12 protein-coding genes are annotated in these 15,492 nt (G+C 71.9%); 5 read left to right on the forward strand and 7 right to left on the reverse strand.

Annotated features, from left to right (window positions below):
• The first annotated feature begins 32 nt into the window (after positions 1 to 32).
• Positions 33 to 749 carry a PspA/IM30 family protein gene (locus IF17_RS0101375; protein WP_030561256.1) on the forward strand — a complete coding sequence of 239 codons (717 nt, stop codon included), beginning with the start codon at positions 33 to 35 and terminating at the stop codon, positions 747 to 749.
• 8 nt (positions 750 to 757) lie between these two features.
• Here the strand turns inward: IF17_RS0101375 and IF17_RS0101380 are convergent, their stop codons facing one another.
• From IF17_RS0101380 to IF17_RS0101400, 5 genes are all read right to left on the reverse strand, one after another.
• Positions 758 to 3,325, reverse strand: coding sequence for a SpoIIE family protein phosphatase (locus IF17_RS0101380; protein ID WP_179115455.1), 2,568 nt, complete (start codon positions 3,323 to 3,325; stop codon positions 758 to 760).
• 193 nt (positions 3,326 to 3,518) lie between these two features.
• Positions 3,519 to 4,007 carry an ATP-binding protein gene (locus IF17_RS0101385; protein ID WP_030561259.1) on the reverse strand — a complete coding sequence of 163 codons (489 nt, stop codon included), beginning with the start codon at positions 4,005 to 4,007 and terminating at the stop codon, positions 3,519 to 3,521.
• 140 nt (positions 4,008 to 4,147) lie between these two features.
• The gene (locus IF17_RS0101390; protein WP_179115440.1) at positions 4,148 to 4,552 is read right to left on the reverse strand and encodes an NUDIX hydrolase; all 405 of its coding nucleotides are present in this window, start codon (positions 4,550 to 4,552) and stop codon (positions 4,148 to 4,150) included.
• Between the two features lie 111 nt (positions 4,553 to 4,663).
• Positions 4,664 to 4,867: a hypothetical protein gene (locus tag IF17_RS0101395; protein ID WP_018510235.1), complete on the reverse strand. Its 204-nt coding sequence runs from the start codon at positions 4,865 to 4,867 to the stop codon at positions 4,664 to 4,666.
• A gap of 238 nt (positions 4,868 to 5,105) precedes the next feature.
• On the reverse strand, positions 5,106 to 5,858 hold the full coding sequence (locus IF17_RS0101400) for a GntR family transcriptional regulator (RefSeq protein ID WP_018510236.1): 753 nt from the start codon (positions 5,856 to 5,858) through the stop codon (positions 5,106 to 5,108).
• 329 nt (positions 5,859 to 6,187) lie between these two features.
• On the opposite strand from IF17_RS0101400, the gene IF17_RS0101405 reads away from it, so the two are divergent.
• Positions 6,188 to 7,600, forward strand: coding sequence for a glycoside hydrolase family 18 protein (locus tag IF17_RS0101405; protein WP_030561263.1), 1,413 nt, complete (start codon positions 6,188 to 6,190; stop codon positions 7,598 to 7,600).
• Between the two features lie 77 nt (positions 7,601 to 7,677).
• Here the strand turns inward: IF17_RS0101405 and IF17_RS0101410 are convergent, their stop codons facing one another.
• Positions 7,678 to 9,276 carry a S8 family peptidase gene (locus IF17_RS0101410; protein WP_030561265.1) on the reverse strand — a complete coding sequence of 533 codons (1,599 nt, stop codon included), beginning with the start codon at positions 9,274 to 9,276 and terminating at the stop codon, positions 7,678 to 7,680.
• Between the two features lie 238 nt (positions 9,277 to 9,514).
• Here IF17_RS0101410 and IF17_RS0101415 point away from each other — a divergent pair, with 238 nt between their 5' ends.
• Positions 9,515 to 10,621, forward strand: coding sequence for a threonine synthase (locus IF17_RS0101415; RefSeq protein WP_030561267.1), 1,107 nt, complete (start codon positions 9,515 to 9,517; stop codon positions 10,619 to 10,621).
• On the opposite strand, the gene IF17_RS0101420 is transcribed toward IF17_RS0101415, so the two are convergent.
• Positions 10,618 to 11,406 (reverse strand): TioE family transcriptional regulator, encoded by a 789-nt coding sequence (locus tag IF17_RS0101420; RefSeq protein ID WP_030561269.1) that lies wholly within the window; start codon positions 11,404 to 11,406, stop codon positions 10,618 to 10,620. The genes IF17_RS0101415 and IF17_RS0101420 overlap by 4 nt on opposite strands.
• 69 nt (positions 11,407 to 11,475) lie before the next feature.
• Between IF17_RS0101420 and IF17_RS0101425 the strand changes: the two genes are divergently transcribed.
• Positions 11,476 to 12,681: an erythromycin esterase family protein gene (locus tag IF17_RS0101425; RefSeq protein WP_030561271.1), complete on the forward strand. Its 1,206-nt coding sequence runs from the start codon at positions 11,476 to 11,478 to the stop codon at positions 12,679 to 12,681.
• A gap of 99 nt (positions 12,682 to 12,780) precedes the next feature.
• The gene (locus IF17_RS0101430; protein ID WP_030561273.1) at positions 12,781 to 15,429 is read left to right on the forward strand and encodes a glycosyl hydrolase family 65 domain-containing protein; all 2,649 of its coding nucleotides are present in this window, start codon (positions 12,781 to 12,783) and stop codon (positions 15,427 to 15,429) included.
• Positions 15,430 to 15,492: the final 63 nt, after the last annotated feature.

A 15,492-nucleotide genomic window follows, 5' to 3' on the forward strand; every position in this document is an offset into this window, starting at 1 on the left:
CTCAGCTGTCCCGACACCCAAGGAGCCGTGCCATGACCAAGCAGACCATCCTCGGCCGCGTCACCCAGCTGGCGAAGGCCAACATCAACGCCCTGCTGGACCAGGCGGAGGACCCGCAGAAGATGCTGGACCAGCTGATCCGCGACTACACCAGCAACATCGCCGAGGCCGAGCAGGCGGTCGCCGCCACCATCGGCAACCTGCGGCTGATGGAGCAGGACCACAAGGAGGACGTGGAGACGGCGGCCGAGTGGGGCTCCAAGGCGCTGGCGGCCAGCCGGAAGGCCGACGAACTGCGCGGGGCCGGGTCGGGGGCGGAGGCCGACAAGTTCGACAACCTGGCCAAGGTGGCGCTGGGCCGTCAGCTCCAGTCCGAGCAGGAGGCGAAGACGGCCATGCCGACGATCGCCTCCCAGACCGAGGTGGTGGACAAGCTCAGGACGGGGCTGGACCAGATGAAGGCCAAGCTCTCCGAGCTGAAGGCCAAGCGCGACGAGCTGGTGGCGCGCGCCAAGTCGGCGCAGGCGCAGAACCAGATGATGGACGCCGTGAAGAGCATCGACGTGCTGGACCCGACGAGCGAGCTGAGCCGCTTCGAGGACAAGGTGCGGCGCGAGGAGGCCCGGGCGCTGGGCAAGCAGGAGCTGGCCGCCTCCTCGCTGGACGCGCAGTTCGAGCAGCTGGACAGCCTGGGCGCCAGCGCGGAGGTGGAGGCCCGGCTGGCGGCCCTGAAGGCGGGTTCCGCGTAACGACGGGCTCAGTACATGCTCAGCAGTTGCTCCACGGAGAGTTCGGCGGCCGGGGCCCCGGTCGGCAGGGCCAGTTCGAACCAGACGGTCTTGCCGCGCGGGGTGCGGCGCGAGCCCCAGGCCGCGCTGAGCAGGCCGACCAGTTGCAGCCCGCGCCCGCCCTCGTCGGTGTCGCGGGCCCGGCGGCGGCGCGGCTGGACGAGTCCGGCGTCCCACACCTCGCAGACCAGGGTGCGGTCGCGCAGCAGCCGCAGCCGGATCTCGCCCTCGCCGTAGCGCAGGGCGTTGGTGACCAGCTCGCTGACGAGGAGTTCGGTGGTGTCGACCAGGTCGTCGAGGTCCCAGGCCATGAGCTGGGAGCGGGCCAGTTCGCGGGCGCGGCCCACCGAGCGGGGTTCGCGCGGCAGCGTCCAGTCCCCGACCGCCTCCCCGGGCAGCCCTTGGATACGGGCCATCAGCAGGGCGATGTCGTCCTCGCCGTGCCGGGTGTCGAGCGTGGAGAGGACGAAGTCGCAGGCGTCCTCCAGCGGCATCTGCGGTCCGGTCAGCACGGCGCGCAGGGCGTCCAGGCCCTCGTCGAGCGGCTGGTCGCGGGATTCCACGAGCCCGTCGGTGTAGAGGGTGAGCAGGGCGTTCTCGGCGAGCTCCACCTCCACCTCCTCGAACGGTTCGCCGCCGACGCCGAGCGGCATCCCCGGCGGTACGTCGATGAGCCGGGCGGGCCGGCCGGGCTCGACGACGGCCGGGGGGAGGTGCCCGGCGTTGGCGAACGTACAGCGTCGGGTGACCGGGTCGTAGACCGCGTACACACAGGTGGCGAGGTACACCTCGGAGAGGTCGGCCTCCCGCGACTTCTGCGCGGCGCGGGAGGGCCACTGGGCTCCCCCGCTGCCGCCGAGCCCCTCGCTGCGCTCGCCGCCGCCCGGGGAGCCGAGGCCGCGTGCGACCTCGTCCAGGGCGGAGAGCACCTCGGCGGGCTCCAGGTCGAGGAGGGCCAGCGTCCTGACGGCGGTGCGGAGTTCGCCCATGGCGACGGCGGCCCGCAGGCCCCGGCCCATGACGTCGCCGACGACCAGGGCGGTGCGGTGGCCCGGCAGCTCGATGACGTCGAACCAGTCGCCGCCGACCTCGGTGGCGGTGTTGCCGGGGAGGTAGCGGCAGGCGATGTCGAGCCCGGCGGCCTCGGGGTCGCCGGGGGGCAGCAGGCTGCGCTGGAGGATCAGGGCGCGTTCGTGCTCGCGGCGGTAGAGGCGGGCGTTGTCGATACAGACGGCGGCGCGGGCGGCCAGCTCCGTGGCGAGGACCCGGTCCCGCTCCCCGAAGGGCTCGCTCCCCTTCGTACGGGAGAACTGGACGAGGCCGACGACGGTGTCGTGGGCGACCATCGGCACGGCGAGCGTCGACTGCACGAACCCCATGTCGTCGCCGGGCACCGCCTCGACGTGGCCCGAGCGCAGGGCGATCGCGCAGGGCGAGCCGAACGGGAAGCGGTGGACGGAGCCGAGCGGGGGCGGCAGGTCGTCGGGGCCCGGTGCGCCGCTGCCCGCCACGGCGGTCGGCAGGGCGTCGGCGACGGCGCTGGCGTGGGCGACCCGGCGCAGCTCCGCCGAACCGCCGGCGGACTCGCGGTGGGCGGGCGCCCAGGAGCCGGGCGCGGCCTCCTCGCCGGTGAGGAGGCCCTGGTAGAGGTCGACGGTGGCCAGGTCGCAGAAGCCCGGGACGGCCACGTCGAGGAGTTCGCGGGCGGTGGTCTCCAGGTCGAGGGAGTTGCCGATGCGGGCGCTGGCCTCGTTGAGGAGGGCCAGGTTGCGGCGGGCGCTGGCGGCCTCGCGGGCGGCGATGTGGCGGCGGGTGACGTCGGTGGCGAGGCCCGCGACGCCGACGGGGCGGCCGGCTCCGCTGTGCACCCGGTAGAGGTTCATGGACCAGTGGCGGCGGCCGGTCCCGCCGGGGGTGGGGCCGACCAGCTGGAGGTCGGTGACGGACTCGCCGGTCTCCAGGACGCGTTTGAGCGTGGCGGCCAGCCGGTCGGCCTCCGGGCCGGGGAGGTAGTCGTCGACCGTGCGGCCCCGGTGGTCGTCGGCGGCGCCGCCGAAGACGGTGGCGAAACGCTGGTTGGCGCGGACGACGGTGAAGTCCGTACCGAACAGCACGAAGCCGAAGGGAGATTGGCCGAATATGGCCTGCGAGGCGGCGAGGTCCGTCTCGATCCTCCGCAACGCCCGGACGTCCACGACGATGCAGAGTGCGGCCCGCTCACCGTCCGCCGTCTCACTGGGCATCACATAGACCTCGGCGAGCCCGTGCGCCCCGCCCTCGCCCGGCATCCGGAACGGGACGAGGCCCGTCCACTCCTTGCCGTCGAGGATCTCGCCGACTCTCCGGTGGCCGTCCGAGCGCAGCTCGGCGGGCATGAAGGCCTCGACCGGGTCACGGCCTATCGCCTCGTCGGCGGCCATGCCGAAGAGGCCGGCGGCCCGGCGGCTCCACTGCTCGATCAGACCGTCGGCCCCGATCGAGAAGGAGGCGACCCTGATGTAGTCGTAGATCGAGCCGGGCGGACTGCTCTGCCACACGACGTCGCCCGTTGTCCCAGGTATTTCGCTCACGCGACCGTCCCCTCCAGCTCACACACCGGACCGGTCCTGCCCGCAGTATTCAGCACTACGGCCCCGACCGACACGGCGTTCACGATCACAGCAAGGTCTCAGTCCCTTTCAGCCAGGTCTTGCCCGACCTCTGGTGATCGCTGTGCGTCCCTCCCCACTCCTAACCAGGGAGAGCGAGCTCGAACCACACCGTCTTGCCGCTTTTTCCGCGGCGAGTCCCCCAGCGGCGTGCGGAACAAGCCACGAGCTGCAGTCCGCGGCCGCCCTCGTCGTCGGGTCCCGCACTGCGTTCGGTGGGTGGATCCGGAAGCGGATCGGAGACTTCCACCAGGAGTCCCGGGGTGGCGGGAGGGCGGTCGGTGTCGAGCCGGAGGTCGGTGGAGAAGTCTCCGGTCAGCTCGCCGGACCCGTTGCTCCCGGCGTCCGGGTGCGAGCGTTCCAGCCGTACGCCGATGGGGCCGGAGGCGTACCGGAGGGAGTTGGTGACCAGCTCGCTGACCAGCAGAACGGTCAGGTCGCCGACCGCCACGTCCAGGCCCCAGCAGTCCAGGGCGTCGCGGACGGCGTGCCGGGCGCTGCGCACGGAACCCGGTTCGGCCGGGAAGCTCCACTCGGCACAGTCGCCTTCGGTATCGATCACGCCGATCACTTCCCAGGGCCGGCCACGGGCTCACCCCACAGGTAAATGGGGACTAAACAGCCCATACCCACCATTTATCGCTTACTACCGCAGACCCCTGGGTTTGGTGCAGACGGCCGTACCGGCTCAGCCCGTCCCGGCACCGCGGATCAGCGCAGCTCGCCCGCCGCCGCGAGGTCGTCGAAGAGGAGCTGGTCGACCGGCGGCACGAGGGGGCGGTCGGCGTAGGAGAACCACGCCACCTCCTCGATCTCGCTGCTCGCGGCCAGGGTCCCCCGGTAGTCGGCGTAGTAGCAGCTCATCGTGACGAGGGGGGCGCCCGGACCGTCATGGGCGTGCGCCTCGTACGTACCGGCGTGGACGACGGTCTCCGGGATCAGGCCGACCGTCAGCTCCTCCTCGATCTCCCGCAGGAGGGTCTCCAGGTCGGTCTCGGCGCCTTCGCGCTTGCCGCCCGGGATGTAGAAGACGTCCTTGCCCTTGGGGCGGGCACAGAGGATCCTGCCGCCCTCGATCCGCACCCATGCCACCGTGTCGATCAGCACCGACATCACCGCTCCGCCCTCGCTCGCCGCGTCCGGGACGCTCTACCGGACGGGCGGGACCCTACCGCCTGCGCGGCAGGGTCCCGGAACCCGGCGGGGGTGCTTCAGAACCCCAGGCCCTCAGGGCCGGCCGCCGCCCTGACCGACGCGCTCCACCCGGTAGACCTGGCGGTGCTTGCGGTCGTCGAGGCCGTCGGCGACCTTCTGCGCCTCGGCCTGTGTGGCGTATCTGCCGATCCGGTAGCGGTTGCCGCTGTCGTCCTGCCGTATCACCAGCCACGGGAGCACGGCACCGCTGTCGCTCATCGTGTCGCTCCCCCGCATGTCGCCCCTCTTTCCGCCAGCGTGCACGACACCGGCGTGCACGTCTCTAAGGATCCCCAGGAAACCGCAGTGCGCATATGCCCGAGCGTACGCCTGACCTTCACTCAGCGCAGGCGTCTTTGTACAAAGAGATACACATCCGGCCATGACGAAGGGGGCGCATCCGCTGGATGCGCCCCCTTCCCGCCCCCATCGCCCCTGCTCGCGAAGGAGCGGCGGGGCCCGACGGGGCGTCAACTCATCTGACCGGCAAGTGATAAGCGATCCGGTAGCGGTCGGCGGGCACCACCACGTCGGCGGTCTCCACCGCGCGCCCCGAGGCGTAGTACGTACGCCCGATCACGATGACCACATGGCCCGGCACCCCGCCGAGCGCCAGAAGCTCCTCCGCGAGACCCGGGCGTGCGCCGACCTCCTCGGCCACGTTGTCCACGACGATGTCGATCGCCGCCATCCGGTCGACCACCCCGCAGCCGCCCAGCGGACCCTCCTCGGGGAGCATCACCGGCGTACGCCCGGTGACAGAGAGGGGCTCCCAGGAGGTGGAGAGCATGATCGGTTCGCCCGCCTCGCGGAACACGTAATGCGTCCGCATGACCCGGTCGCCCGGCTCGATGCCGAGCCGCTCGGCGACCTCGGCACTGGCCCCCTCCTGCTCGCTGCGGGACTCCCAGGTCCCGCGCACCCCGTCGGCGGTCTGCTCCTGGCGGAAGGGGCTGGCGCCCTTCTCCGGCCGATACCCGGAGCGGGCGATCATGCGGGGGACGGGGCGCTCGCGCACATACGTGCCGGAGCCGGAGCGGCCCTCGACCAGCCCCTCGGCCATCAGGACCTTGCGCGCCTCCAGGGCGACGGTGTCCGAGACCCCGTACTCCTCCCGGATGCGGGCCTGCGACGGCAGGCGGGTATGGGGCGGCAGCGCGCCGTTCACGATCTTCTCCCGCAGATCGCTCGCCACGCGCAGATAGGCGGGCTGCTCACCGAAAGTCACAGGCCACTCCCAACAGGTTGACAGTCTGCAACAGCCTGACAACCGTGGGTTGTACACCGCAAGCATGGGCCAGAGTTTCACTCAATGTGATGACAGTGCGACGGATCATGCATGGATCGACCTCCGGCACCAGAGCGCTTCCCGGACATTCCCCCGGACCGGAGCCGCCTCGAATCTGCCCCGGATCCCGGGGATCGACACCACGGCCGGGAGCCGCAACTCCCCACCCCTTGACCGTTTTTGGTCCAGACCAATACCTTCCTGTGCACAGCACGGCTCCGCAGCTCCGCATGTCCCTCCCCACCGGATCACGCACAGGAACGAGCCTCATGCCCCGAAGAAACCTGTCCCGACTGACCATCGCGGGCGTCACCTTCGCCCTGCTGGCGAGTGCCGCCCCGGCCGCCGTGGCCGGCCCGGACCGCGGCCAGAGCAGCGGCGGCGACCGCTCCAAGGGCCACCACCGGCCCGCGTACAAGAACATCGGCTACTTCACCCAGTGGGGCGTCTACGGGCGCGACTTCCAGGTCGCCGACCTGCAGACCAGCGGGTCCGCGGCCAAGCTGACCCACATCAACTACGCCTTCGGCAACGTCAGCGCCGAGGGCAAGTGCTTCACCGGCAACATCGCCGGCCAGGCCGACGCCTGGGCGGACTACGCCCGCCCGCTCGACGCGGCGAACTCGGTGGACGGCGTCGCCGACACCGACACCCAGCCGCTCGCGGGCAACTTCAACCAGCTCCGCAAGCTGAAGGCCAAGAACCCCGGCCTCAAGGTCATGATCTCGCTCGGCGGCTGGAGCTGGTCCACCCACTTCTCCGACTCGGTGCGCACGGCGGCCTCCCGCAAGGCGCTCGTCGCCTCCTGCATCGACCTCTACATCAAGGGCAACCTGCCCCAGGACGGAGTGCGCGGCGGCCAGGGCGCGGCGGCCGGCGTCTTCGACGGCATCGACGTCGACTGGGAGTGGCCCGGCTCGGCGGCCAACGAGGGCACGGTCTTCCGCCCGGAGGACAAGAAGAACTTCACCGCCCTGATCAGCGAGTTCCGCACCCAGCTCGACGCGTACGCGAAGAGCCGGGCGAAGGCGAAGGCGGCCAAGTCCGCGCAGGGCAAGGGCCACGGGCACCACAAGCCGAAGCCCAAGCACTACGACCTGTCGGCCTACGTCCCGGCCAACCCGAAGGCGATCGACGCGGGCTTCGACGTGAAGCGCCTCATGAAGGACTTCGACTTCGTCAACCTTCAGGGCTACGACTACCACGTGTCGGGCGAGAAGAAGACGGCCCAGCAGTCGGCGCTCTACGCGAAGAACGACTTCAGCGTGGACCAGACGGTCCGGGACTGGATCAAGCGCGGCGCCCCCAAGCACAAGCTCGTGGTCGGCATGCCGACGTACGGCCAGGGGTGGACGGGAGTGAGCGGCGGCGGCAAGGGCCTCGGCCAGCCGGCCACCGGCCCGGCGCCGGCGACCTGGGCGAACGGCTACGAGGACTACAAGGTCCTCAAGAAGCTGGCCGCCTCCGGCACGTTCAAGGTCCACCGCGACACGAAGAACGGCCACGCCTGGCTCTTCGACGGCACCACGCTGTGGACGTACGACGACCCGCAGGTGCTGCGCGCCAAGACCTCGTACATCCGGGACAAGGGCCTGGGCGGCGCGATGTTCTGGTCGCTGGACGGGGACACGGACGACGGTGAGCTGGTGACCACCGTGGACCGCGGCCTCAACCGCCGCTAGACACGGAGAGGTCGGGGCGGTCGCTGTCCGCGACCGCCCCGACCTCATGTCATCGGCTCAGTACCGCCGCGCGGGGATCAGAAGTGCAGACCCCAGCTGTTGATCCGGCCGGTGTCGGCCGCATAGTTGTCGGCGACCCGGAGCTTCCAGGTGCCGTTGGCGGCGACGGAGGAGGCGTTGACCGTGTACGTGGTGACCACGTTGTCGCTGCTGCCGCCGGAGCCGAACGCCTTCAGGTTGAAGACCGTGCCGTTGGGAGCGACGAGGTCGATCTTCAGGTCACCGATGTAGGTGTGCGAGATGTTGACCGGAACCTTCAGCGCCGACGGGGCGTTGCCGGTGATCCCGGTGACGGTGACCGGCGACTCGACCGTGGCGTTGTCGTTGATCGGGTAGCCGGTGGTGTTCTCGAACTTCTTGCCCGGGTCCGGGTCCGGCGGGGTGGTGCCGCCCGCTCCGACGTACAGGAGGCGGTTGGGCGAGCCGGTGCCCGGGTTGCCGACGACGTTCGGCGTGGAGGCCGCGACGAGACCGGCGGAGACCTGGGCGGGGGTCGAGCCCGGGTTGTCGGCGAGGTAGATGGCGGCCGCGCCGGCGACGTGCGGGCTGGCCATCGACGTACCGGAGATGGTGTTCGTGGCGCTGTCGCTCGTGTGCCACGACGAGGTGATCGAGGAACCGGGCGCGAAGATGTCCACGATCGAGCCGTAGTTGGAGAAGCTGGAGCGGGCGTCGGTGTTGGTCGTCGAGCCCACCGTGATGGCCTCGGCGACACGCGCCGGCGACTTGGTGGAGGCGTCGGTCGTCTCGTTGCCCGCGGCGACGGCGTAGGTGATGCCGGAGGCGATGGAGCGCCGGACGGCCGCGTCGAGGACCGAGTCCGCGCCGCCGCCGAGGCTCATGTTGGCGACGGCGGGCTTGACGGCGTTGGCCGTCACCCAGTCGATGCCCGCGACGACCCCGGCGGTGGTGCCCGAGCCGCTGTTGTTCAGCACCCGGACGCCGACGATCCTGGCCTTCTTGGCGACGCCGTACGCGGCGCCCGCCACGGTGCCCGCCACGTGCGTGCCGTGGCCGTTGCCGTCCTGCGAGACGTTGTCGTTGTCCACGGCGTCGTAGCCGTTGAACGCCCGGCCGCCGAAGTCGCTGTGGCTGATCCGGACCCCGGTGTCGATGATGTAGGCGGTGACGCCCTCGCCGGCCTTGTCGGGGTAGGTGTAGCGCTGGTCCAGCGGGAGGTTGCGCTGGTCGATCCGGTCCAGACCCCAGGACGGCGGGTTGTTCTGGGTGGCGGAGACCGTGAAGGTGCGGTTCTGCGAGACGGACGCGACGGCCGGGTCGGCGGCGAACTTCTTCGCCTCCGCGGCGGTGGCCTCGACCGCGTAGCCGTTGAGGGCCGAGCGGTAGGTCCGTTCGATGCTCGCGCCGTACTTGTTCGCGAGCGCCTTGCCCTGGGCGGAGTCGGACCTGGCGGCCGAGTCCTTCAGGGTGACGATGTAGCTGTCGCTGACGGCGCCCGGAGCGCCCGCGTTGAGAATCACGCCTTCGGGTGCGCTCTCGGCCGCGGTCGCCGGGAGGGTGCCGGCGGTGGCGAGGGCGACGGCGGCTGCGGTGGCTATGACGGTCGCCGCGGCGAGTCTTCGACGTGCATGGGGGGTGTGACGCATCACTGACATGTGAGGGGTCCTCCTCATAGGCGGTGCGCTGGTGGGGGGTGGTGCCGGAGCCGCGCGAGACTCCCGGCAGGGGCATGACAAATCAACCGTCCGAACGCCCCGTTTTCTGCGTCGTCCGTGACCGGCATGCCCTGCTGCCAGCGAAAGATTGACCGATCCATGGCAAACCCACAAGGGTGCCTTGAGCCACGCCATACGCACGCCATTCACCTGCCATATGCCTGACATCCTGGCGACCATGACCACCTATCACTGCCCCCAGGACGGAACCCGGTCCCCCATTTCCGCCCTGACCTGGTGCTGTCCGGTCTGCCGGGGCCCGTGGGACCTGGACTTCCGAGCCGCGCCCGGGCTCACCCCGCATGTGCTTCCCGGACGTGCCAATTCACTCTGGCGTTACGAAGAGATCTTGCCGCTCACCGCCCCCGAGGTCTCCCTCGGCGAGGGCCGCACCCCGCTCGTCCCGCTCACGGACACCGTCTCGGCCAAACTCGACTACCTGATGCCGACGCTCTCCTTCAAGGACCGGGGCGCGGTGATGCTCGCGGAGCTGGCCCGGCGGCTGGCCCCGGACCGGGTGGTGGCCGACAGCAGCGGCAACGCGGGCACGTCGATCGCCGCGTACTGCGCGCGGGCGGCACTGCCCTGCACGGTGTACGTCCCCGAGGGCACATCGCCCAAGAAGACCGAGCAGATCCGGGCCCACGGGGCGGTGTTGGTGGCCGTCCCCGGCGGCCGGGAGGCGACAGCCCTGGCGGCCCGCGCGGCGGCGGACGAACCGGGCGTCTTCTACGCCTCACATGTCTTCAACCCGTACTTCCTGCACGGCACGAAGACGTACGTGTACGAGCTCTGGGAGGACCTGGGCGGCCGCCTCCCGGACACTCTGGTGGTCCCGGTCGGTAACGGCACGCTGCTCCTGGGCGCGGCCCTGGCGACCGCCGAGCTGCACGCCCTGGGCCTGATCGCGGACCGGCCGCGGCTGGTGGCCGTACAGGCGGAGGCGGTGTCGCCGCTGGCGGAGGCGTTCCGGGCGGGGGCGGAGGACCTGCTGCCGGCCGGGTCCGGTGCCCCCGCCCCGACCCTCGCGGAGGGCATCGCGATCCCGCGTCCGCCGCGCGCCCGGCAGATCCTGGCGGCGGTACGGGGGTCGGGCGGCACGTTCCTGACGGTGTCGGAGGACGAGATCCGCGACGCCCAGCGGGACCTGGCGGCGCGCGGGTTCTACGTCGAGACGACGGGGGTGGCGTGCTGGGCGGCGGTACGGGACGGCGCGGCACGCGGGCCGGGGAGCGTGGTGGTGCCGTTGTGCGGGGCGGGGGTGAAGACGGGGATGGCGGGTTAGGGGCTGCCGTCGGGTGTGCTGAGCTCGGGCGGGTGGGCCTGCGTCTCTTCCCGCTTCCGCAGGTACGCGTCCAGCTCCGCGGCTCCCGTCAGCAGCGCACGGCCGCGGGCGGAGAGCCGGGCCCGCCAATCGGTGAGGGCGGCCTCCAGGGGCGCGAGGCCGCCGACCGTACGGACCTGGCCGATCAGCGGGGCGATCTGCTCCAGCAGGTAGCCACCGCGCCGGAGTTGGTGGACCAGCCGGGCGTCCCGCACGTCGGCCTCGCCGTACACGCGGTAGCCGGTCAGCGGATCGCGGCGCGGGCGGACCAGCCCGGCCGCCTCCCACTTGCGCAGGGTGGCGGGCCGGATGGAGAGCCGGTCCGCCAGGGGCCCGATGAAGGTGGCGGTGGCGGTGGCGGCGGGGCTTCCGGGCGGCCCGGACTCCCCCGTCTCCGGCCCCAGATCACGCAGGGCGCTCTCCACCGCCCGCAGGGTCCGCCGGTCTTCAAGGAGCTGGGCGTGGCTCTCGTCGATGAGGAGGAACGCCTCGTCGGCCGCGCCCCGGTTCACCGCCCGCATGATGCCCGTCGCCGTCCGGTGGCCGTGGCCGGGCAGCAGGGCCAGGAAGGTGGCCAGGGCGCGTGCGTGGAGCGGGGTGTAGGTGCGGTAGCCGCTCTCCGTGCGCTCGGCGGCCGGGAGGATGCCGGCCTCCTCGTAGTTGCGCACGGCCTGCGTGGACAGACCGTGCGGGCGGGCCAGATCGACCGGCCGGAGCCGCATACCGCTTTGAAGGTTTTCTCCCACACCAACCCCTGAATCACGGTGATCGCGCGCAAAAGTCTCCACCGAATGTTCAACGATACCGTTGAATCCATGGCCACTGACATCTCGCACACCGCCCATGCCGTCGACGCCGCCGCCGTCCTGAGGCTGCTCCCGTCCCGCCCCCGGCTGCTCGCCCTGGGCGAGCCCACCCACGGCGAGGACACGTTGCTCGACGTACGCAACGAACTCTTCCGGCACCTCGTCGAGCAGGAGGGTTACCGGATGATCGCGATCGAGAGCGACTGCCTGATGGGCCTCGTCGTGGACGCCTACGTCACCGCGGGCACGGGCTCCCTCGACGAGGCCATGCGGCACGGATTCAGCCATGGGTTCGGCGCGTCCGCCGCCAACCGCGAACTCGTGAGCTGGGCGCGGGAGTTCAACACCGGACGCCCGGCCTCCGACCAGCTCCACCTCACCGGTTTCGACGGCCCGCTGGAGATCACGGGCGCCGCGAGCCCCCGGGAGGCCCTGACCGCGCTCCATACCTTCCTCGCCTCCTGGCTGGACGCGGACCACCTGCTGCCCTGCACCGCCGCCACGCTCGACCACCTCCTCGGCCCCGACGACCGGTGGACCGAACCGGCGGCGATGATGGACCCCTTCCGGTCCTTCGGCCGCTCCCCCGAGGCCGCCGAACTCCACCTCCTCGCAGCCGACCTGGTCTCCCTGCTCGACGAGCGGGCCCCGCACCTGATCGCGGCGGCCGGGCGGGAGAGCTGGGACCGCGCCCGGCTGTACGGCCGCACCGCGACCGGCCTGCTGCGCTACCACTCCTGGATGGCCGACACCTCACCCGGCCGGATGACGCGGCTGCTCGGCGTGCGGGACCGGATGATGGCCGAGAACCTGCTCGCCCTCGCCGCACGCGGCCCGGTCCTGGCCTTCGCCCACAACAGCCACCTCCAGCGGGCGAAGAGTTCGATGCGGCTGGGCGGTGAGCGGCTGGAGTGGTGGAGCGCCGGCTCACTCGTGAGCGCCCGGCTGGGCCAGGAGTACGCCTTCCTCGCGACGGCCCTCGGCACGATCCGGCACCAGGGGGTGGACGCGCCGCCGCCGGAGACCGTGGAGGGCCTGCTGTACGCGCTCCCCGAGGACCGCCTCCTCGTCGACGCACGCCGCCTGGCCGCCACGCTCGGCGACGCGCTCCCGGCGCCCCGCGTCTCCCCCTGGTTCGGCTACTTCGGCCTGGACCCGGCGCATCTGGCGGAGACGGACGGCCTGATCTTCGTCAGGGACCTCGCGCAGAGCTGAAGCCGGAAGGGGGCCATCCGGCGGGCGCGTTCACGCCACGTTCCGGGGCCGGGCGTGCCGTTCCGCGCGCCCCCGCCGCCGCCTCCCTACCTTCGTACCGTGAGCCTCTCGCGTATCTCCGTCCTCGCACCCCTGGTCGCGGTCGCCCTGATCGCACCGCTGCCGCCCCTCTCCTCGGCCACCGCCACCCCGCCGCCGCCGTCGTCGTCCCCGGCCGTCCCCGCCTGCGGCCGGACGGGCGGTCAGGACCCCGCCTGGGCCCTGTCGTCCACCCGGTTCGGGGAGTCGGACGGCTACGACCCGTACGTGGGCAACGGCTATCTGGGCCACCGGATCCCCGCCACCGGCACCGGTTACGCGGCCACCGGCGAGAAGACCGGCTGGCCGCTCTACACCCCCCGCTACGACGGCGCGTTCGTCTCCGGCCTGTACGCCCGGGACAAGGCCGTCTCCGAAGGCCGCGAGGTGATCGCCGCGCTGCCGAGCTGGACGACGATCGAGGTGGGCGTCGGCAACGAGAAGTTCGGCACGGACACACCGGCCGGCCGGATCTCGCACTACCGGCAGACGGTCTTCCTCAACTGCGGCCTCGTCCGCACCTCGCTGCGGTGGACGACGGCGGACGGCCGCGCCACGGACCTGACGTACGACGTCCTGGCCGACCGGTCCGACGTCCACACCGGCGCCGTACGCCTGCGGATGACCCCGCGCTGGAGCGGTACGGCGACGGTCACCGGTCGGCTGGACGACCGGGGCGCACGCCGGATCACCCTGCGCAAGGACGGCACGTTCAGGACGCTCGGCACCGGCGTGGAGGGCGCGGTGGCGCAGACGATGCGCCGGGGCTCGGGCGTCGTGGAGACGCTGCGCCCCGAGTCGCGTACGGCCCCGAGGCCGACGCCGGTCCGCGAGGGGCGGACGTACACCTTCGAGAAGTACGTCGGCGTCGACACCGCCCTCACCTCGCCCGCCCCCGCCGACGACGCCCGCGAGGCGGCGCACCGGGCGGCCCGGCGCGGCTGGGACCGGATCTTCGCGTCGAACGAGGCGGCCTGGCGCGAGGCGTGGTCCGCCGATGTCCTGGTCCCCGGCCGCCCGGAGCTGCAACGCTGGCTGCGCTCGACCCAGTACGGGCTGCTGGCCAACACCCGGCGCGGCTCCTCCGACAGCATCGCCCCGGCCGGTCTGACCAGCGACAACTACGCGGGCATGATCTTCTGGGACGCGGAGACGTGGATGTTCCCGGGGCTGCTCGCCACCCGCCCGGAGCTGGCGCGCTCGGTCGTCGAGTACCGCTACCGCACCCGGGACGCGGCCCGCGCGAACGCCGAGAAGTACGGCCACCGGGGCCTGTTCTACCCCTGGACCAGCGCGAGCCGGGGCCGTATCGACTCCGAGTGCCAGAGCTGGGACCCGCCGCACTGCCTGACCCAGAACCACCTCCAGGGCGATGTGTCCCTCGCCGTCTGGCAGTACTACCTCGCCACCGGAGACCGCGACTGGCTGGCGGCGAAGGGCTGGCCGCTCCTTCGCGGGATCGCGGACTTCTGGCAGTCCCGCGCCACGGCGAACCCGGACGGCAGCTACTCCATCAAGAACGTGGCCGGGCCCGACGAATACAGCAACGGCGTCGACGACGGCGTCTTCACCAACGCGGTCGCGGCCACGGCCCTGCGCAACGCGACCCGGGCGGCTCAACTGCTGGGCCACCGCCCGCCGACGGGCTGGAACCGGGTGGCGGACGGCCTCCGCATTCCGTACGACTCCGGCCGGAAGGTCTTCCTCCAGTACGCGGGCTACAAGGGCTCCACGATCAAGCAGGCGGACACGGTCCTGCTGATGTACCCGCTGGAGTGGCCGATGGAGCCGGGCGCCGCTGCCGCCACCCTGGACTACTACGCGGCCCGCACCGACCCGGACGGCCCGGCGATGACGGACTCGGTGCACGCGATCGACGCGGCGGCGATCGGGGAGCCGGGCTGCTCGACGTACACGTATCTCCAGCGCGCGGTACGGCCGTTCATGCGCGGACCGTACGACCTGTTCTCCGAGGCGAAGGGCGAGAAGTCCGGCGCCGAGGACCCTCTCTCGGGCTTCCCGGCCGAGGACTTCCTGACCGGGAAGGGCGGCTTCCTCCAGGTCTTCACGCACGGCCTGACGGGCCTGCGCCTGCTTGAGGACGGTGTGCACCTGGACCCGCTGCTGCCGCCCCAGCTGGGTGAGGGCGTGCGGCTGACGGGGCTGCGGTACCGGGATGCGACGTACGAGGTCGAGATCGGCGCCCGGACGAGCACGGTCCGCCTGACGTCGGGCACGCCCTTCACGGTCCACACGGCGTCCGGCCCGCGCCGCCTCTCCTCCGCCCTGACCCTCCCCACCCGCCGCCCCGACCTGACCCCGACGGCCGACGCGGCGCGCTGCCGCCCGGTGACGGCCACCTCCCAGGCCCCCGGCCTCTACGCGGAGGCGGCGGTGGACGGCTCCCCGACGACCTCCTGGTCCCCGGACGGGGCGACGGGGGCCCTGACGGTGGACCTGGGGCCGCACCCCCTGCGCATCACCTCGGTGACCCCGCGCTGGAGCGACGTACCGCCGGCCTCCCACACGGTGGAGACCTCCGTCGACGGCCGCTTCTGGCGCCCGTACCTGGCAGGCGAAACGGCACGGAAAGTGCGGGTGACGGTGCGGTCCCAGGACCCGGAGAAGCCGGCGGGGGTGGCGGAGCTGAGGGTGGAGGCGGGACGGTAGACAGCGGTCCGCCCCTCCCGTGCGGCAAGCCCCGGCGCTCCATCGGATGCACCATGGAAAGGG

This window comes from Streptomyces cyaneofuscatus (assembly GCF_000718135.1).
GTDB lineage: Bacteria > Actinomycetota > Actinomycetes > Streptomycetales > Streptomycetaceae > Streptomyces > Streptomyces cyaneofuscatus.